At 63.2% G+C, this 18,522-nt stretch carries 15 protein-coding genes; 6 read left to right on the forward strand and 9 right to left on the reverse strand.

Annotated elements, in window-relative coordinates; translation table 11 throughout:
• Positions 1-233: 233 nt before the first annotated feature.
• Positions 234-1,028, forward strand: a complete 795-nt coding sequence (locus NO876_RS07825) for an ABC transporter ATP-binding protein (RefSeq protein ID WP_256421130.1) — start codon at positions 234-236, stop codon at positions 1,026-1,028.
• Positions 1,025-2,635: a hypothetical protein gene (locus tag NO876_RS07830; protein ID WP_256421131.1), complete on the forward strand. Its 1,611-nt coding sequence runs from the start codon at positions 1,025-1,027 to the stop codon at positions 2,633-2,635. Before NO876_RS07825 ends, NO876_RS07830 begins: the two co-directional genes overlap by 4 nt.
• On the opposite strand, the gene NO876_RS07835 is transcribed toward NO876_RS07830, so the two are convergent.
• Both NO876_RS07835 and NO876_RS07840 read right to left on the reverse strand, forming a co-directional pair.
• The gene (locus tag NO876_RS07835; RefSeq protein WP_256421132.1) at positions 2,632-2,889 is read right to left on the reverse strand and encodes a DUF5789 family protein; all 258 of its coding nucleotides are present in this window, start codon (positions 2,887-2,889) and stop codon (positions 2,632-2,634) included. The two genes, NO876_RS07830 and NO876_RS07835, sit on opposite strands and share 4 nt — an antisense overlap.
• Positions 2,890-3,075: 186 nt before the next feature.
• Positions 3,076-4,578 (reverse strand): lipopolysaccharide biosynthesis protein, encoded by a 1,503-nt coding sequence (locus NO876_RS07840; protein ID WP_256421133.1) that lies wholly within the window; start codon positions 4,576-4,578, stop codon positions 3,076-3,078.
• A 330-nt stretch (positions 4,579-4,908) separates the two neighbouring features.
• On the opposite strand from NO876_RS07840, the gene NO876_RS07845 reads away from it, so the two are divergent.
• On the forward strand, positions 4,909-6,000 hold the full coding sequence (locus tag NO876_RS07845) for a glycosyltransferase family 4 protein (protein ID WP_256421134.1): 1,092 nt from the start codon (positions 4,909-4,911) through the stop codon (positions 5,998-6,000).
• Positions 6,001-6,135: 135 nt separating this feature from the next.
• Positions 6,136-7,026: a sugar phosphate isomerase/epimerase family protein gene (locus tag NO876_RS07850; protein ID WP_256421135.1), complete on the forward strand. Its 891-nt coding sequence runs from the start codon at positions 6,136-6,138 to the stop codon at positions 7,024-7,026.
• 127 nt (positions 7,027-7,153) lie between these two features.
• Here NO876_RS07850 and NO876_RS07855 read toward each other — a convergent pair whose 3' ends face one another.
• From NO876_RS07855 to NO876_RS07880, 6 genes are all read right to left on the reverse strand, one after another.
• Positions 7,154-7,735 (reverse strand): metal-dependent hydrolase, encoded by a 582-nt coding sequence (locus NO876_RS07855; RefSeq protein WP_256421136.1) that lies wholly within the window; start codon positions 7,733-7,735, stop codon positions 7,154-7,156.
• A 478-nt stretch (positions 7,736-8,213) separates the two neighbouring features.
• The gene (locus NO876_RS07860; protein ID WP_256421137.1) at positions 8,214-10,013 is read right to left on the reverse strand and encodes an asparagine synthase-related protein; all 1,800 of its coding nucleotides are present in this window, start codon (positions 10,011-10,013) and stop codon (positions 8,214-8,216) included.
• A gap of 1,401 nt (positions 10,014-11,414) precedes the next feature.
• Complete coding sequence (locus NO876_RS07865; protein ID WP_256421138.1) at positions 11,415-12,641, reverse strand: glycosyltransferase; 1,227 nt, start codon at positions 12,639-12,641, stop codon at positions 11,415-11,417.
• 625 nt (positions 12,642-13,266) lie between these two features.
• The gene (locus NO876_RS07870) at positions 13,267-13,551 is read right to left on the reverse strand and encodes a winged helix-turn-helix domain-containing protein (protein ID WP_256421139.1); all 285 of its coding nucleotides are present in this window, start codon (positions 13,549-13,551) and stop codon (positions 13,267-13,269) included.
• On the reverse strand, positions 13,548-14,024 hold the full coding sequence (locus tag NO876_RS07875) for a hypothetical protein (protein WP_256421140.1): 477 nt from the start codon (positions 14,022-14,024) through the stop codon (positions 13,548-13,550). The genes NO876_RS07870 and NO876_RS07875 overlap by 4 nt, the downstream gene beginning before the upstream one ends.
• 120 nt (positions 14,025-14,144) lie before the next feature.
• Positions 14,145-15,299 carry a Gfo/Idh/MocA family protein gene (locus tag NO876_RS07880; RefSeq protein WP_256421141.1) on the reverse strand — a complete coding sequence of 385 codons (1,155 nt, stop codon included), beginning with the start codon at positions 15,297-15,299 and terminating at the stop codon, positions 14,145-14,147.
• 489 nt (positions 15,300-15,788) lie between these two features.
• On the opposite strand from NO876_RS07880, the gene NO876_RS07885 reads away from it, so the two are divergent.
• Complete coding sequence (locus NO876_RS07885; RefSeq protein ID WP_256421142.1) at positions 15,789-16,409, forward strand: DUF7344 domain-containing protein; 621 nt, start codon at positions 15,789-15,791, stop codon at positions 16,407-16,409.
• Between the two features lie 128 nt (positions 16,410-16,537).
• On the opposite strand, the gene NO876_RS07890 is transcribed toward NO876_RS07885, so the two are convergent.
• On the reverse strand, positions 16,538-17,059 hold the full coding sequence (locus NO876_RS07890; protein WP_256421143.1) for a DUF7344 domain-containing protein: 522 nt from the start codon (positions 17,057-17,059) through the stop codon (positions 16,538-16,540).
• Between the two features lie 1,163 nt (positions 17,060-18,222).
• Between NO876_RS07890 and NO876_RS07895 the strand changes: the two genes are divergently transcribed.
• On the forward strand, positions 18,223-18,507 hold the full coding sequence (locus tag NO876_RS07895) for a PadR family transcriptional regulator (RefSeq protein WP_256421144.1): 285 nt from the start codon (positions 18,223-18,225) through the stop codon (positions 18,505-18,507).
• Positions 18,508-18,522: the final 15 nt, after the last annotated feature.

Consider the following 18,522-nt stretch of genomic DNA (forward strand, 5'->3'; position numbering starts at 1 on the left):
TCGCGGCGTTGATCCATCGCGGGCGAAACGGACCCGGTACGGATCTCCGGAGTCGGCATCGCGGGTTCGCCGGTGGGCGTCGCTTCGTGCACGTCTGCGGGGGGAGGGACCAATTCGGGCCATCGTTTGTCTACTGGTATCTCACAGTGAAATAACAATTTCGATCGAGACAGCGAGGCGGTTCCCGCGATCCACAACCGTTAGGCGGTGGCCCTCGAAGGACCACGCACGCGATGCCCTCCACGAACACCGCCGCCATCGAAGCGGACGACCTCCGGAAGCGGTACGGGTCGGAAGTCGCCCTCGACGGCGTCTCGCTCTCGATCCCGACCGGCACCGTGTACGGGTTCCTCGGGCCGAACGGCGCGGGAAAGACGACGACGATGCGGATCCTCACCGGACTCTCGCGACCGTCGAGCGGGACCGTCCGGGTCTGCGGCGTCGACGTCGCCGACCGCCGCGCGCTGGCCCGTCACGTCGGCTACCTCCCCGAGACGCCGCCGCTGTACGAGGAGTTCAGCGCGCGCGAACAACTCGAGTACGTCGCAGACCTCCGAGACATCGCCGGCGAAGTCGCCGACGAGCGTATCGATCGATACCTGGCCGAGTTCGAGTTGCTCGACGACGCCGACCGGCGAATCAGCGAGTACTCGAAGGGGATGAAACAGAAGACCGCCTTCGTGCAGAGCGTCCTCCACGACCCCGACGTCCTCTTTTTAGACGAACCGACCTCCGGTCTCGACCCCCGCGCGGCGCGACGGATCCGGGAATCGATCCTGGCCTTCGCCGACGCGGGGACCACGGTCTTTCTCTCGACGCACATCCTGCCGGTCGTCGAGGCCGTCGCCGACGAGGTGGGCGTCCTCTACGAGGGCCGACTCGTCGCCGAAGGCCCGCCCGACGCGGTGACGTCGCGGGCGGCGACGGGAGACAGCGGGTCGCTTGAGGACGCCTTCCTCGCGGTCACGAGCGGCGGCGAGGACGTCGTCGACGCCGAGGAAACCGACTCCGGCTCCGAGCGCGTATGAGCCTTCGAGCTGACCTCCGACACGGTCTGCGAATCGCTCGCGCCGAGTTCGTCCGCAGCGTCCGCGGGTACGCCCGCGACCGGCGGCGACTCCTCGGTCTCGCCGTGGCCGTCCTGTTCTTCGGCGGCAACCTCCTCTTCTCGCTCCCGACGGCGTACCTGCTGGGGCGGACGGTTCGGTCGGCGGACGCGATCCCGTTTCTCGGCCCCGCGGCGACTGCACTCCCGTTTCTTCTCGTCGCACTGGCCGCCCTGCGGACGCTCGAACGGATCGGACGCCCGGAGGCCGAGGAACTCCTGCTCTCGACCGTCCACCCGCGTGCGGCCGTGATCGGCCTTATCTGCGCCGAGATCGCACGGCTGGCCATATGGTTCGGGCTCCCGATCGCCGCGGTCGTCGCCGCGTTCGCGCTCGGGCTCGGTTCGGCGACGTTCCCGCTGACGGTCGCGGTCGTCGTGCTCCCGCTCGTCTGCTGGGCGGCCGTCTGGGGGTACGCGCTGGGCATCGGGTTCCTCCGCCTCTTCCGGTGGCTCCCCGCGCTCGGTCGCGCGGCGAAGATCGGCGGCTTCCTCGGGATGCTCGCGCTCGTCCTGGCGTCGCAGTCGATCGGCCGCCTCGTCGCCGACGGATCGTTCTCCGTTCGGGGGGCTCTCGACGCGGTCACGATCGGCCCGCTGACTGAGTACGTCGCCGTCGCGTTCCTCGGCACGCCGCTCTCCCGATCGCTCTCGCCGGTAGGTCCCGGAATCCTGCTCCTGTTCGTCGCGCTCACGCCCCTCGGGACCGCCGTCGCCGCTCGCTCGGCGAAGACGCTCTGGTTCACCGACGCGTCGAAACCGGAGCGAGCGACGCGATCGAAGACGTCGTCCGGCGGGTTCGCCGCCCCGCGTCCCTTCGCGGCGACGAAACCGGGACGCATCGCGTGGGGGCACCTGGTCCGCGCCGTGCGACACCCCCAGGAGTTCAGCCACCTGGTGATGATCGTCTTCTTCCTCGGTCCGGTCGGAACCACGTTCGTCCAGTCCTCGGGCGACGCGCTCGGAGCGCTCGCGGCCGCGACCGGCGTCGGCCTCGCGACGTACCTCGCGGGCGCGACGTTCGGGCTGAATCCTCTCGGCGACGATCGGCCGCAACTCTCCCTGGTACTTCTCAGCGGGACGACCCCTCGAACACTCGTGCGCGGTCGAGTCACCGCCGGCGTCGCGGTTTCCGCGCCGGTCGCCGCTCTCGTTCCCGCGGCCGCTCTCGGCCTGGGTGCCGCCCCGGAACTGGCGGGGGCGTTCGCCGCTGTCGGACTCCCGATGTGCGTCGCCGCGTCGCTCTTCTCCGTCGGGCTGGGGGCCTCGTATCCGATCTACGAGGAGCGCGAGTTCTGGGGCGCGGAGACGGTCGTTCCCTCGACGCTGGTGATGGTGGCGTACCTGTTCGTCGTCGGCGGCGGCACGGTCATCGGCCTCCTCGCGACGTGGTTCGTCGCTTCAGGACGGCTGACTGCGACGCCGCTCGTCGCCGGGGGGCTCTCCGTGTACGTGCTGACGACGGCGGGCGTCTCCTACGGGTCCTATCGGTACGCCGTCCGGCGATACCGTCGGTATGCGTTCGATTAGGCGTCGCCTTCGGACTGATACGGCTCGCCCACTGCTCCCCGCGGGAGCGTGTTGTGCAGTTCCGCTTCGAGGTCTTCGGCCGACTCGAAGACGTCGCTGCTGGTCTGGCTGACTAGGTCACCGAAGTCCTCGCGTCCGTCCGCCAGAACGAGCGTGACGTCGGCCAGTTCCGCACCGGCCTCCGACCGCTCGATCGGATACTCTAGCTCTTCGAGGGCCTCGTTGACGTCGCTGAAGTGTACTTCGCGGCTCATACCGTACTATACGCGAACTGACTACTTCAAGCTATGCGGCGAGAAGAAAACTGAACACCTGGCTTTGGGTTCAGTGCCACTCCCCACGTCGACAGCGGACAGTACAGTAGCATTTGCGACCCGCTGCTCACCCGATCGTATGACGGCGTGCGATCGAGTGAGCGAAGGCGTGCAAACGCCACTATCTCACCCTCTGAGTCCGTCCCTGATCATCCGGAGGTTGTGCTCGATGCCCCAGTCGAACTGCCGTTCGAGCAGGTAGGCGACGACGAAGTACAGCAGCGCGCCGGTCGGGACGAGCACGACGAGTTCGACGAGCGGGGGGAGATTGGTCACCGAGGTCGCATACCGCAGCGACCCGAACATCACGGTGGCGGCGACGAACGGGTAGACGTACTCGGTGTAGAGCTGCATCGAACGGCCGTTCACGATCCGCGCGGCGAGGTAGACGTCGATCGGTAACATCGGAACGATGTACACGGCGACGACGACGAGCGCCGTTCCCTCGATGCCCCACCTGGCCGTGGCGGGCCAGATCAAGAGCGCGATGCAGCACACCCGCAGGAACCCGAGCTTCGCGATGTAGTCGGGCCGCCCGAGCGCCTTCCAGACGGCACCGAAGTTGCGCGTGATCGCGTGCATCAGTCCGTACAGCGCGAGGATCTGCATCGTCACGATCATCGGCTCCCACTCCTCGCCCAGGACGACCGGGACGAAACTCGGCGCGACCAGGGCGATCCCGAACGCGAGCGGGAAGGCAACGAACGCGGTGAGACGGGTCGTCTGAATGAGCGCCTCCCGCAACTCGTCAAGGTCGTCCTGCAACTGCGAGTACGCGGGAAACGTGATCTTTGAGATAATCCCGGAGAACTCCGAGGCGGGCGTATCGGCGAGCCGATAGGCGTACTGGTAAAACCCCAGCGCCGTCGCGGAGAGGAACCACCCGACGAAGGCGTCGTCGCCCTCGCTGAAAATGAAGCCCACGATGGACGCGCCGGTGATCCACTTCCCGTAGTTGATGAGCTTTTTCGCCGTCTCGACTTCGAACGCGGGCCAGGGGCGGTAGTCGTGGAGGACGTACGAGAGGGCGAACTTGACGAACGACCGACTCAGGGAGGCGAACACGAGCGCCCAGACAGTGGGAGAGTACAGCGCGTACCCGACGCCGACGACGAACTGCACGAGGGCGGCGCTGCTCTGCCAGACGAAGTTTTTGTGAAAGGAGAGGTCCTTCTGGAAGTACACCACCCCGGGGTTCCGCATTCCGATCAGGAGCGGGCTGAGTCCCAGCGCCCGAATGAGAATCGTCGCGCCCGGTTCGCTGAACAGGTCCGCGATGAACGGTGCCGCGACGAACAGCACGGCGAAAATGAGGAAGCCGCGACCGGCCTCCAGACTCCAGGTCGTGTTGAGGTACTTGTCGACGTTTTCCTCGACGTCCTGAACGAGTGCGGCGTTGATCCCGATGTCGGTGAACCGCCTCGTCGCGGAGACCGTCAGGAGCGCGATACCCATCAACCCGAAGTCCCGCGGCGAGAGCAGCCGCGCGAGGACGATGAGCATCAATATCTGTGAGAACCGGACCGAGACCGTCGTCATCGACACCCAAATGCCGCTCTTCATCGTCCGCTGGACGACGGAGCCGGACGGAACGAGGCGTCTCACGAACTCCCGAAGCCGATCTCTCATCTCCGTGTGGTTCGTCTATTACCGATCAGTGATACGCTCCTACCACGAGGTTCCATTACTCCCCACACCGACGGAAGTGAGCATTGTTATTCCGTGGGTAACGCCTCGACACAGGTCGCTCCCGCCGGATCGAGTCAACGAGTATCATTACTAAGATCGGCTCCAGACCGGAACGAGGGTGCACGAACTCCGGTATCCAGGGTATAATTATCCGACTCTCACCCGTCTCCGTCATACGATGATCATTGCACGCACCGGAACAGTAACTGGTCCGAGACACGAGAGCGACCCCCGACCGTCACGACTCGCTCTCAGTCACCGCTCGCTCCGATGAAATCCACCCACGAACTCACTGTTCTCCTGATGAGCGGCAGCTGGTACGAGGAGAACGCGTATATGACGTTGTTATCGAGGGCACTCCGAGACCACGGGATCGAGGTGCGAACCCCGGATCTGCTCCTTTTCTTTCCGCTCACACGGACGGTGCTCCGAAACCGCGACGCCGACGTGATGCAACTAGACTGGATATACGACTACTACGCGACGGGCGATCTGGAGTCCCGACGCCTGAACGATCTGGTGTCGTACCTGCGGGCGGCCGCGTTCCTCCTCGACCTCCTCGCTGTCTCACTGTTGGACGTGCGGGTCGTACGGACGGTTCACAACAAGCGGAGCCACGAGGGGATCTACCCCCGGACCGAACGGATCGTCAGCGAGTGCGTGTTCTGGGTCGCCGACGCGATCACAGTCAAGTGCTCGGCGGCCGCCGCCGAAATCGCCGCCGCGTACCGCGTCCCCGAGGCCGAAGAGCTATCCGTTGTTCCGGACGGGAACTACATCGACGCGTACGAGAACGACGTTTCACGGGCAACGGCCAGGTCAGATCTCGGGATCGACGACGCGTCATTCGTGTTCCTGTTTTTCGGGCAGGTCCGTCCGTACAAGGGAGTTCCCGAACTCGTCGAGGCGTTCTCGTCGCTGGATTTTTCGGACGCCGAACTCTGGATCGTCGGGAGTCCGTACACCGACGACATCGAAGCCCGGATTACGACTCTCGCCGCAGCGGACCCGCGAATCGAGACGAGACTATCGTACGTCCCCGACGACCGCATCCAGTACTACCTGAACGCGGCGGACGTCCTCACACTCCCCTATCGGAAGATACTCAATTCCGGATCGGCGCACCTCGGCCTGTCGTTCGCGACGCCGATCGTGGCTCCGAAGATCGGCTGTCTCCCGGAGACGATCCCGCCCGAAAACGACCTCCTCTACGATCCCGCTGCCGACGGATTGGTCCGAGCGCTGCGACGGGCCTACGAATCACCTGATCTCGACAGCGTGGGTCGGGCGAATCACCAGCGTGCTCGCACGCTGAACTGGGACCGGACGTGCGAACTACTGCTCGACGTGTACGCGGAGTGAACCGAGGGCACGCGCCCAGCGGTTTCGCGGATCAGCCCATCGATCTCGCCATTTGCCCCGAGCGCGGCTATAGGCGGTGGTTACCGACCGGATATGCGGTCTATTACCTATTCGCGTTCCGTCGAACCGCCAGTAATGGCTCAGGTCACCGCTCCGACGTCCGTCTCCGGGTCGCAGCCTCGGTCGGCGATCCAACTGCATACGCTTCGCGACATCGACACTCCGCTGCCCGAGACGATCCGACGCGTCGCCGACGCCGGCTTCGAGGGCGTCGAGTTCGCGGGCGCGTTCCTCGAATCGAATCCGCACGCCGTCCGGGAGGCGCTCGACGATACCGGCGTGACCCCCGTGGCCGCCCACGTGGATCTCACGAGGATCGAAGCGAACGTCGAGGCCCTCGCGGACCGGATGCGTCACGTCGGGTGTAACCACGCCATCGTTCCGCACCTCAGCGGGGGGTACTTCCGGACCAAGGACGACGTCGACGCGCTCGCGTTGCGTCTCGAAGGACTCGCGGACCGCCTCGACAGTTACGGGATACAGCTCTCGTATCACGTCTCCCGAGAGCCGTTTCTTCCCCTGTTCGACCGATACGGACTCGCGACGCCTGTGCGCCTCCCGTCGCCCGGGATCGTCTGGCGACTCGCCGCCGAGGTCCTCGATCTCACGATCCGGGGATCGTCTCGCACAGTCGAGGTCACGGCATTCGATCGACTCGTCTCCCGAACGGACGATCTGACGTTCGAGGTGGACGTCGGCTGGGTCGCCGCCGGCGGCTACGACCCGGTGGCGATCTTCGAGTACCTCGGCGACCGGATGCCGCTGATTCACATCGCTGATGTCCGACGGACGCGACGATTCCCGCCCGCCTTCCGATCTGTTCCTCCCGGAGAGGGAATTCTCGACCTCGACCGAGTGCTCGACGCCGCCCGCCGGACTGACGTCGACTGGCTCGTTTACGAGAACGACGAGCCCGGGAGCCCCGAAGCGGCGATCGACCACGGTCGCTCGGTGCTCGAACGCTAGCCGACGAGGCAGTGCGGTCCCTCCGTCCAGACCCCGAAAGGGTGGCACAGTCTGGGTAATCGGTGTCTCGTCACCTTGCGGGCCGGAGAATCAGTACCTCACCTTTGCAGCCGGGAGAATCGACCCCTCACACCTTGCGCAACCGCTGGATCGGAGCTGTGAACACTGCGAGGCCGGGAAGCCCATCGAGGAGCCACAGCGCGGTTCCGAAGAGAATCGATCCGAGTTGGAGCCCGACAACCAGCGTGAGATCGAGGGTAAGCAGTTGTGTGAGGTACCGGACCAGTAACGTGCCCGTGCTTTCGGCGAACGTTCCCCCCGCATCGATCGGGAGTCGGTTCGAGATCGGCCACAGGACCGGTGAGAGATCTAACGTTCGCCCGGACAGTGAGGCGGGCAGGACGTCGCCGACGAGATGGAGGAGATATCCGACGGTGAACGCGACGGTCAGGGTCTCTGACCCCCTCCGACGCGCGAGAAGCGCGACGCCGAACAGGACGGGAACGACGACGAACACCGAGTGCGCGACCGCGTATCCCGTCTCGAACAGGCCGAACTGCCACGCGAGCGGCTTGTCGATCAGATCCGGAAGCACCGCTCCGACCGCGAGCGCCACCACGGCCGGGTCCGTCGGTCGACGCCGGTGCCTGCCGTGCACGTACAGCGAGAATAGTACGTACGCGAAGAAGACATGTTCCCAGGGCCACATACGAAGGTAGGGCGCTCGCAGAAATAATAGCCTGTCGACTGCCGTGGCCTGTCTCTTCCTCGTCTCGGCACCGCTAAGTTAGGCAGACATCCAGACCCCGGCGAATTGTCTGAACCAGTTATTTGGGGTGGTAACGTCCGGTAAATAACTCGTAAAGCGTCTCTATGTGCCGTTTCAGTTTCCGCACCTCACCGGCCACGAGGGTAGGGAATCGTCTCCGCCCTACGGCGAGACGGGGATCCGTAGCCGCGTCCTCTGGAAGCGGGCCCCGTACGGTCCGATGGTGGTTCGTCCTTCCCAGTCACTCTGAGGGGCGGCCGACGGTGCTCTACGAGGCGATGGCGAGTGCAACGCCCACCATCACTTAGCGCGTCGGCGGGATTTCCGAACAGGTCGCCAACGGAGAGGCGGGGGCTGTTCGACGCGGGCGTACGTCGGAGCGTTCGACCCCTCGGCGTAGGTCGCTTCTCTCTCGCACTCAGTCGAGGTGATTTTGAAGCCAGTACTCCAGCGTCGTTATCCGTGCAAGCATTGAGGCGTTGTTGCTGCCGTTCATATGCCGTTCAAACACCGCCTCGACCGCGTCGGCGTCGAAGAAGGACCGGTCTGTGGCGTCGGCGATGTACTGGGACACCCACTCGTGGACGAACGTATCGGTGTCCCGAATCCAAAAGTCCTGTAGCTGACCGCCCGCGTAGGTGGCTTTCGACTGGAGGCGGCTGAGGACGACGTTGCCGACGAATCCAGCGACGTGAAACCGGTACGGCCGCGCCGGCTTCGTCTTCGTCCGTTCGTACCGTATCTCGGAGAGGGTCGGAGATACTCGTCGACACAGCTCCAACTTCGCTATCGACGTCCCGTACGGAACGCCGCCTGCGTCGGACTTGAACACGTGGTGCGACAGCGGGAACGATCCCTTCCGGTAGTAACGGGGCATTTTCGCACACCACTCGAGGTAGTCGCCGTCCACCTGCATCGAACGGCTTCCCGTCCGGTCGCGCATAACCCGGTTGCTTTCGAGTCCGGCACGAGCGTAGTAGTTCTGGTAGTGGATATCGAGTACCTTCCCGCGGTGGGTGGTCTCGGGACTCCTCTCGGCCTCCTGTTTGAACGTCCTCACCGGATCAACGTCTTCGGTGAGCAGGTTGTTCACCTGCTTCTTGCTGGCAGACGCCTCGCTCGCGAACTGCGTCTCAACGATGGACCGGGATTCGTCGAAGTGGTACCGCAGGAGATGGTCGCCGATGAGTTCCCCCTGCACGCCCTCCATCAGCACCGGCACGTCGCGTTCGATGTGGTAGGACGGGGAGAGGTTCGCCGTCGTGTTCCACTGGAGCATCCCGTCGGTCACGTCGATGACTCGCTCGATGTCCTCGGCGAATGTCTCCGCGGTCAGCGGGATCTGCAAATACTCGATGCCCAACTCGCGGGCTATCTGCGACGCTATCTTCGGGTTGTCCTCCGTCGGCGGGTTCGCGTCGTACCCGTAGGCGATGAGGCGGTCGAGGTGGCCGGGTGAGGCGTTCTGGAGGAGAGCTGCCGCCGTCGTCCGACTGTCGAGCCCGCCGGACAGCCAGATTCCGACCTCTTCGGGGAGTGTCCCGGTCACTCGCCTCGCGGCCTGTTCGTAGCGGTCGGCCAGTTCGTCGAAGTAGCCGTCGCTGTCGCCGCCGTGCGCCTCGTAATCCGGCTTCCAGTACCGGGTCGTCGACCGCTCTCCGTCGGCCACTTCGAGTACGGTCGCGGGCCGCATCGCCCGCACCTCCTCAAGGAGCGTCCGTTCGCCCCACATATGGCCCATAAGCAGTATGTCATTCACAGCCTGCAGATCGACGGTCGGGTCGTCGAGGAGGGGCACCAGCGAATTCATCGACGTCGAGTACAGGAACCGGCCGCCGGTGGCGTAAAAGCAGGTTCGAGCCCCCAACTTGTCGGTTACCACGACGTGGCGGTCCTCGGCACCGTCATAACAGGCGATTAGAAACTCGCCTTCGAGTTCCGCCGCTATCGTCACCGGGTCCGACAGCACTGCGGTGAACAGCGCTCGCTCGTCGTAGCCGAATTCGTCGAGGTTCGTGACCGCTCCGTACACGACCCCCGCGTGTTTCCCGTCGCTCCACGTCGTGTAACCGTTCGAATCGACGGACGGGTTGGTGGTTCCGAGCGCGCCGTCGGCGACTTCGAATTCCCACCTCGTCTCTGCGTTCCACCCGTCGAGTTGAGAGATCGTATCGGCGAGTTCGCCCGAATCCATCTCGCCGCCGCAGGTTCCACTCATACGCTCGGCCTTCGCCGACAACGTGGATAATAATACGCCTCATAATAATCGACAAATAACTGACGACGACTGTTCGAGCCGTTGTAACGTGAGTTTTCCCTCCTCAGGCTCTCCGCGAATCCGGACGTAGATACCTATCTGGTAGCCGATTGGAGAACAAATTACGCCTATCTAGTAACTAACTGGAAAGCGAATCACACCTTCTGTAAAAAAAGCATCAGTATCGCTGCCCCCTGTCGAAACTACGGTTAAGACCGAGGAACGTGTCGGATTCGGACGGGATGAGGACTTACACGAAGCCCCGCACGACGGGGACGAGACGAAGAGCGAACCGCGCGAGCCGCCGCGGCCCCGAACGGGACGGTGTACCTTTCCGAGAGCGACATCCTCATCGCGGGGAGTATGACCGGATTCCAATCCGTCTCACGGAGGCTCAGGGCGGATTGAACTGCTAGGGCGCTGGCCCGACGTAGACGAGACTCCTGATGGCCGGCGGTCAGACGGACACCCACTTCGGTATCTACGTCAAGCCGTCGTCCGGTACGGCTGTCTCGGGGCTTCGGTTCAAGAACTTCACCCTCGGCGGGGAGGGTCTCAAACGGAACTACGCTATCGGTCTGGGCATCGAGGTCAAGGACACGGGTAGTCCCGACCACCCCGTCGGGACTGCGTCGTCCGGGACTGGACGGTCGACGGAATCAAACTCCGCGCCCCCGGTGTCCGAATCTACGACTCGACCATCTCGCTCAACGGCCGGAAGCGCGAGGGTGACACGGGTGGCCACGGCATCGACAGCAGTCTCGACGCCGACACGTCGGACGAAGTTGTCATCGACGGCTGTCTGATACAGGGTCACACTGGCGCTGGCGCCGACAACGGTGGCGGCAAGATGACGATCCGCGACTCCGTCATCGACGACTGCGGCTACGCGGTCAAGCAGAACGACGATACCCCGGAGAGGCGTACGTCACGGATACCGTGGGCGGGTCTGGCGTCTACTTCCAGAACTGTACCGGGCTTCCATCGACCGACTCGTCAACGGCGGCAACGACGGAAATATCGCCCCGGCGAGCGGTATTTCCATCAGCAGCGTCGAGCCCGGGAGCGTGCTGAGCGTCTCCGTTCCCACCGCCGATCAAGTCGGCGCCACAGCCTCCTCAACCACTGACTCCCCGAACTCGACGGACTCCACCGCGAACTACGGCGGATACGTCCAGTCCGAGACGGGGATGGTCAACTGACACGTCCCGCTGTCCCGCTCAACGAGAGCTTCGAGAAGATCGAAGACGACGTACTGAAACTGGACAGTGGCTGGAACAGTTTGAGTAGCGCGGCCGACTCCGCCCGATACCGATTTCCGGTCTGTTTTCGATTCGACACCGTCGCCGTTTTCGAGTCTACTCACGCTGCTTCTGGTACCGGACGCTTCTCAAGGACGTGCGTCCGGATGAACCGCTCGTATTCGTCGAGTATCGGGTCGGGCGCGAAGTTCTCTGCCCGACCTCTGAGTACCGCCGCGGGAAGCGGATCCGCGAGTGTCTGGACGACAGCGTCGGCGAGTCCGTCCACGTCGCCGACTGCCGCCAGCTGTCCGTACTCGCCCTCGGCGAGTATCTCTCGGGGTCCGCTGGGGCAGTCCGTCGCCACTACGGGACACCCGCAGGCGAGCGCTTCGATGATGACCGTCGGGAGTCCCTCGTACCGCGAGGTGAGGAGGAAGGTGCTGGCCTTGTGCATAAATCGGTAGGGGTTCTCGACATACCCTGGGATCGACACTACGTCTTCGATACCGAGTTCGGCGGCCAGAGATTGGAGCGCCTCGCGCTGGGACCCCTTCCCGGCCACGATACCTCTCGTGTCGGGATTCTGCTCCTGGACGCGTGCGAACGTCCTGAGCCACGTCTCGAGGTCCTTCTGCCGTTCGAGCCGTCCAACGAACAGCACGATATCGACGTCGTCGTCCTCAACCCACTCGTGATCGACCGGTTGGTTCGCTCGCTCTCGAATCGACTCGATTTCGACAGGGTTGTGTAGGACGCTGACCCGGTCGGGGTCGAGGTCCATCTTCTCTATGAGGCTGTCGGCGACGCCCCGAGAGACGCCGATGATGCCGTCAGCCGTCGGGAAGAGCGCCGTCGCCAAGCGCCTGAGCGCTTCGGACTTCAGCGTCACCTCGTCGGACTCGCCGAACGCGCAGTGCTTCGTCGGGAAGACGGCCGTCTCGACGTCCACCAATCGGCGGGCGGCGAGGCAGGTGACGCTCGCGTGCGTCATCTGCGGAAAGATGGCCGCCGGTTCGACCCGGCGGAGGTAGCGCGCGAGAGCGGGGACGTGCGCCACGATACCCACCACCGGCAATCGAGTCGATCCAAGTATCGTTACCCTCACCTCGTCGGACACCTTAGGCAGCAGTTCACCCGTGGCGTGCGAGATGATCAGTTCGACGTCTTGGCCGCGTGCCGCGAGACCGTTGACGATGTCGACGGTCACCTGCTCTGCGCCCCCCACCGAGAGGTTCGGGATGTAAAAGGCCAGTCGGGGTCGGTCACTCTTGCCGTCCTGCCCCGAGTGTTCCGGACCGGTCACGCCGTTTGCGTTCTCCGTCGCCTGCGAGCCCCCACCGGACACTCTCGCGGCCCAATCGAGGAATCGGTGCGCGAGTCCCCGAGGCGTTCTACCATCTCGGAAGCCGTTCGAAGGCAAATCCATTAGATTTTCGTACTGCGTTCTATGTCATTGTTAATCGGAAACTACGTGCTACCGACGCCGTCGCGCCCGTTCGGCACCGTCGTCAACGGAATGCTAGTCATCAGCCTCGAACGAATTTGAAAACCCTGAATCGACGTCACCGAACGCGGGGTCGTGACAGTTTCCGAAGTCGCTCTGGACGACGCGCTTGGTCCACCGCTCGCGCGGGTCGTCGGGCCGATCGAACCAGATAATGACCCCGAAGCCGATACCCTGTCCGACGACGAGATCTTCCGACCCGTTGCCGTTGAGGTCGGCGAGGGCATTCGAGGAGGCGGAGGTCCGTTAGTCCGCCACCTCGTGGCGCTTCCACCGGGGGTTCTCGTACCAGAAGTCCTCGTGAGCGTTCAACGTTCGCCCGTAGACCAGCGGCCCCCTCGGCGCAGTCGCGGCTCGGAAGACCGGCTTCGAACGTTAATCCGAGGAGAGACGGATCCCCCGCCAGACCGGAGGGTGATATATTCTTAGCGCTGACGAGATCCCCGAGAACAGATACTCGCGCGAACTAGCCGAGGTTCTTTTGCTTTACCGTCTCCCAGAGCGAACGTCCCACGCCTGTGATGCCGTAGATGCGGCCCTTCTTCCGGTCCTCGGACACTAACAACTCGACGTGCGACTGTTCGCGCAGTTGCTGTAGCGCGCGGGAGACGTGCGTAATCGAACTGCCGGAATCGGTGGCGATGCGCGATGGCGTCGCCGGACCCTCGATGAGTCGCTCTAGGACGAGAACTCTGTACCGCGAACTGATAACGTACCCGACCTCGTCCCACCTGCTCTTGCCGACGCTCATCGGCGCCCCCCGTTCGAAGCGATGGAACGGCGTACCTTGTCGCCGTCGAGCGTGACGGCGACATCGCCATCAACCTGCAGGTCGCGGAGTTCGCCGCTGAATCGGTACCGCCGCTCGCCGGTCGTGATCGCTCCTTCCGCCGTGCACTCGGAGATGCGGGCCTCGGCGTCCCGACTCGCGTCCGCGCCGGGCGTCAGGTTCCCGTCGACGGTGAGTTCGTACGTCGATGCGGTCCCCGAGCCGCTGATCCGCAGGCGATGTACGTCGTCGTCGCTCCCGACGGCGGCCGCTACGACCGTCGGAACGGCCCCAGCGGCGGAGAGGACCGCTGCGACCACCGTGCCGCCGAGTCGGAGGTACGTTCGGCGTTCCAGTATCCGCCCGCTGACCCCTCGCGCCGCGGGCGGATCGTCCCCGTTCGATTCCCTTTCAGTTTCGTCGGACTTTCGGTCGTGTGCCAGCTTGCGTGCCATGCGACTGTTAATGTGCAATTAACCGCAATAAGTATTCGGCATTTTATATATTCACCGTTAACTGAATGTCTCTCTCTTCGATAGGTGAAGACTACTGCCTCTATGGCGCGTAGCGGCCGGCTACTCGGCTGAGGGAGTCGCTTCCAGTTGCCCTCCACCCAGTTGTCCGGCCTCGTACATCTCTTCGAGCGGGTTCCCCGCTATGTCGATGGGGAGATGCACGCGGCCGCGCTGTCGAGCGGACTCCCAGCTCGCAAAGATCAACTCCGTTCCGCGGAGGACCCGTCGACCGGAGAAAATAGGCTCCGTTCCGTTCTGCAACGACGAAACGAGGTGTTCGATCGCCTGTTCGTAGTGGGTCGGTGGCTGTGTGAGCGAGGGGGCTCCGGGTATCAGACTCGCGACCTTGTCGAGTCCGAGACGGACGAGGCCGGGCGTCGGCCCGTAGACGTTCTCGTCGGTGTCGATTTCTTTCCACCCCCCGTCCGTACGGACCCGGAGCGCCGGCCCGTCATCGGGTTGAATCTCGATCACACCGTCCTCGCCGACGATCCGGAGATACGCATCGACGACGGTATCGCCGTCCTCGGCGGTCGAGGCGAAGCCGACGGTGCCGTCGGCGTACCGCCACCGCGCGATTGCGCGCGTCTCGTTGAGCGCCCCGAACCACCGGTTCTCGTGCGAGCAATCGATCCCGGCCAGTACCCACTCGGCGCGCGCACCGCCGACGAAGTAATCACAGAGGTCGAAGAGGTGCGACCCGGCGTCGAAGAGGTTGACTTCCGACCACTCCAAGCGTTTGAGATCGCCGATCTCGCCGTCTTTCAGGAGCTTCTTGGCGCGTTGCACGGGTTCGGATAGCCGCCGCTGGTGGTCGATCGTCAACTGGACGTCCTCCGCGTCACAGGTCGAGACCATCCGGCGACAGTCGTCCCACGTGGTCGCCATCGGTTTCTCACAGTGGACGGCGTCGACGGAGGGCGTCTCCGCGCTGTCCACCACGAGGTCGGCGTGAACCCCCGGGGGAACACAGACGCTCACGATGTCCGGTTCGACCTCCTTGAGCATCGTTTCGTGATCCTCATAAACCGCCGTGAGGTCGTGGTGATCGGCGAACGCCTGGGCGTTCTCGGGGACGATGTCCGCACAGGCGACGAGCGAACACGAATCCAGTCGTCGGTATCCCCCGGCGTGTCGGTACGCCATCGCGTATCCGTCGCGGTCTCTCGTCTCGGGATCCGGTCCCGTTCCGATAATCGCCACACGGTATGTCATTATCGGATGCTCGCCGGGTCGAAAGAATAGTATACGTCTGCTAACTCCCTGACATCGCGATCGGGCCCCACGGACGACGAGTGACGGGCGGCGTCTTCCTCCGTTTACGAGTACTTGGCGGGATGTCCGAACCGGTGGCCTTCTTCGACGGTCCACGACGGCGTGTGGCCTCGAGACGACCACGAGCGATGTCCTCGCCGGTTAATACCGAAATAGCGCCGGTATTATCGCTTTACCCGATCTAACGTCGGTTGAACCGTCGCGCGGTGAGGATCTGCCTTGTCGGAACCTTGCTATGATGGACCGGTTGGGGTCACGATCCTGGTCGCTCGCTCGTTAATCAGATCATATACTCGTTAAAGTGCAGTACTGCTCCCGGTTCTCGGGCTCCTCCGTTGGCCGCGTTCCCGGGATATGAGAACCCCTCTCAATTGTTTCTGAACTATTAAGTTCGTTATATCTATAGTAGTCGGATGATTAAGGGGTTCTATGAGCGCGGGAAAAACGGGGTCAATCGACGAGGGCTCGCTCGGTCGCACAGAAGAGTCGAGCGGAGAAGAGGCGAACGCCGACGATGATTCCAACTTGGAGATGATCGGCCAGTCATCCCGGTCGAACGGTTCGAGTCTGGATAAAGGCGAGATTTTCGATCTGCTGAAAAACAGCCGTCGGCGGAGTACGATTCGGTACCTCAGAGAGCACGGGGGCAACGCGGAACTGAAAGACATCGCCGAACACATCGCGGCAGAAGAGAACGACACGACGGTCAGACAGCTCTCCTCCGACCAGCGAAAGCGCGTGTATATCGGACTGTATCAGTGTCATCTCCCGAAGATGGACAAACTCGGCGTCGTCGAGTACGACAAGAATCGCGGAACGATCGAGCTCCAAGACTCGGTGACCCAGTTGCTTCAGTACATCGAACCGGTGGAAGAAGACGAGGGGTTGGAGTGGAACTGGGCGGTTCCGGCGGTCGCCGCGTGCCTCGTCGTCGTCGTCTCTCTGGGTACGTTGGGGATCGGTCCGCTTTCGGCGGTTCCGCCGACGGGATGGACGCTGGTGAGCGTCGTCGGTATCGCTGTCATCGTCGGAATTCAATACCTGGAGTGAAACGGCTGGGCGTTCGTCTCTCGTCGCGCCCGCAACCGATTGCGGACTCAATCGCCCGACAGCGTTCGAGCGAGTGAAGATTTCCGCGATTATAACCACCGCCGTACCACCGGTCGGGGGTGTATGAATCAGTCGTTGATGAGGTGTTCGAGAAACGAGTACTCCTTCGCTTTGACCCTCGTCTCGTAGTACTGATACAGCGCTAGTACCAAGACGGCTCCCGCGAACAGCAGGCTGGTTCCCGGCGGAAGCGCCCCGGCGATCTGTCCGATCGCGAGGAGCGCACCGAGAAGCGCCAGCCCGCCGTAGTAATACGCCCACTGTCGGTCGGGGCCGACGTCGTGGTTAAGAACGCGCGCGATCTCCTCGACGCGGTCCGTCAACGAGACCGACTTATCGTCGCTGTCGTACTCCACGATCCCGACTTCCTCGAGTTTCGGGACATGTGTCTGATACAACGAGATGTAGAACCGTTTTACGACGTCGTCTTCGACCGGTTCTCCCGTCTCGTCGACTGCCGTATCCCGAGCGAGCGTTCGAAGATCAGCGACCCCGCCACGTCGGTGTAGATGATACAGTATTCGTCGACGTCGCGAGCTGCTCAGCACCTCGAATACCTCGTCCTTTGTGAGTTCCTCCGTCGTGTTCATGACATGTCTCGTTATCCAACAGCGGGTTGCTCGCCTCCTTTGTGGCAGCGCGATCCGAATATACACACATTGGGCTTCATTCAATTTGTTATCACGTCCATATCGTGGATATGCTCCGACTGATCGATGACAAGTTCGGGCGGCCGGCGGCCTCGCCGCCGCGTTCCGGAGGCAGCCGCCACTCGCGATCCGGCCGACGTTCGACAGCGGTCACGGTCAATCGATCGAGCGTCGACCGGACGACGTACAGACGGAACGCCACGCGCCTGGCAGGTAGGGTGCCAGCGGGTCGACTTACTGGTGTACCTCTCAACGCCCCGGACGAGTGACGGAGGGTGGACTCGTCCACCCACCCGCTTCACGTCGTCCAGCGCGTTCCCGAAGGAGTCAGCGGACAGTGTTTCCGTCCCCGGACCGGGAGATGAATCGATGGCATCGAGCGCGTAGTCGACGATCTCCTCCCCGAGCACGGACCGAGCATGAGTCGTATCCAGTCCGCGGTGCAGGAATCCGCGCGACAGCTCGTGGCCGAGAACGGATGCGTCGTCCGGATTCGCCGCTCGGGCCGCGATCGGAAGTGGCGGGTTCTTGGCAATCATGTACTCGCGAAACAGCTCTTTTCGCGTCCGAACGTCGTCCGCGAGCGTCCAAACGGTCTTGAGGATTATCCCAGGAGACGAGCGGGTTGGAGACCTCGACGTACGGGGTCTGTAGCGCGGTAGGAGCGCTATGCATCTCGGGAAGTTGACACGAATGATACAGTCTATGTCGCCACATCTCCATCGACTCGTTTGAGGTCCGTGTCGGTGTAGACGTCCGTCTCCTCCTCCGACCACAGAGATAGACGAACTCGGTCATTTGATCTGGGTTTCTCGCATCAACAAGTACTTAATAAGCTGCTAACCGCGGTCGCCCGCACCGTCGATCCCGACCGAGGTTGTCCGGCCGTCTCCCCCACGTTGGGGGCAGACGGCTATTCAATCATCAGTCCGACCACGCGCTGCGACCGGTCAGGTACTGTCGCTCGCGGTAACGACAACGCCCGAGGAGACTGTGGTCTGTTTCTCGCCCCTCCGCGCGAATCGACCGCGCGTGTCGTCTGACGACCCGTTGGGACGTTTAGTTCTTTATAACAAAACGGTCGGGGGGCACAGAACAAGAGTATGTCCAAGCCTCTTTTCGAACTCACCAGCTTCCAACGGGACTTGCTCTACGTGATCGTAGGGCTGTCGAACCCATCGGGCCAGGAGATCAAAGCCGAACTCCAGGAAGTGATCGGCGAAATCACTCACGGTCGACTGTATCCGAACCTGGACACGCTCGTGAACAAGGGATACGTGGAAAAGGGACAGAGCGACCGTCGAACAAACGTCTACGAGATCACCGAAAAAGGGATCGAGAGTCTCAGGACCCGACGCGAGTGGGAAGACCAGTACGCGAACCTCTAGGTACCGTTCGTCCCG

The organism is Halobellus rarus, assembly GCF_024494595.1.
In the GTDB taxonomy this organism is placed as follows: domain Archaea; phylum Halobacteriota; class Halobacteria; order Halobacteriales; family Haloferacaceae; genus Haloquadratum; species Haloquadratum rarum.

Excerpts from the sequence above, each read along its gene's own strand:
- NO876_RS07825 (WP_256421130.1), top strand. The coding sequence starts at position 234 with ATGCCCTCCACGAACACCGCCGCCATCGAAGCGGACGACCTCCGGAAG.
- NO876_RS07830 (WP_256421131.1), top strand. The coding sequence starts at position 1,025 with ATGAGCCTTCGAGCTGACCTCCGACACGGTCTGCGAATCGCTCGCGCC.
- NO876_RS07835 (WP_256421132.1), bottom strand. The coding sequence starts at position 2,889 with ATGAGCCGCGAAGTACACTTCAGCGACGTCAACGAGGCCCTCGAAGAG.
- NO876_RS07840 (WP_256421133.1), bottom strand. The coding sequence starts at position 4,578 with ATGAGAGATCGGCTTCGGGAGTTCGTGAGACGCCTCGTTCCGTCCGGC.
- NO876_RS07845 (WP_256421134.1), top strand. The coding sequence starts at position 4,909 with ATGAAATCCACCCACGAACTCACTGTTCTCCTGATGAGCGGCAGCTGG.
- NO876_RS07850 (WP_256421135.1), top strand. The coding sequence starts at position 6,136 with ATGGCTCAGGTCACCGCTCCGACGTCCGTCTCCGGGTCGCAGCCTCGG.
- NO876_RS07855 (WP_256421136.1), bottom strand. The coding sequence starts at position 7,735 with ATGTGGCCCTGGGAACATGTCTTCTTCGCGTACGTACTATTCTCGCTG.
- NO876_RS07860 (WP_256421137.1), bottom strand. The coding sequence starts at position 10,013 with ATGAGTGGAACCTGCGGCGGCGAGATGGATTCGGGCGAACTCGCCGAT.
- NO876_RS07870 (WP_256421139.1), bottom strand. The coding sequence starts at position 13,551 with ATGAGCGTCGGCAAGAGCAGGTGGGACGAGGTCGGGTACGTTATCAGT.
- NO876_RS07875 (WP_256421140.1), bottom strand. The coding sequence starts at position 14,024 with ATGGCACGCAAGCTGGCACACGACCGAAAGTCCGACGAAACTGAAAGG.
- NO876_RS07880 (WP_256421141.1), bottom strand. The coding sequence starts at position 15,299 with ATGACATACCGTGTGGCGATTATCGGAACGGGACCGGATCCCGAGACG.
- NO876_RS07885 (WP_256421142.1), top strand. The coding sequence starts at position 15,789 with ATGAGCGCGGGAAAAACGGGGTCAATCGACGAGGGCTCGCTCGGTCGC.
- NO876_RS07890 (WP_256421143.1), bottom strand. The coding sequence starts at position 17,059 with ATGAACACGACGGAGGAACTCACAAAGGACGAGGTATTCGAGGTGCTG.
- NO876_RS07895 (WP_256421144.1), top strand. The coding sequence starts at position 18,223 with ATGTCCAAGCCTCTTTTCGAACTCACCAGCTTCCAACGGGACTTGCTC.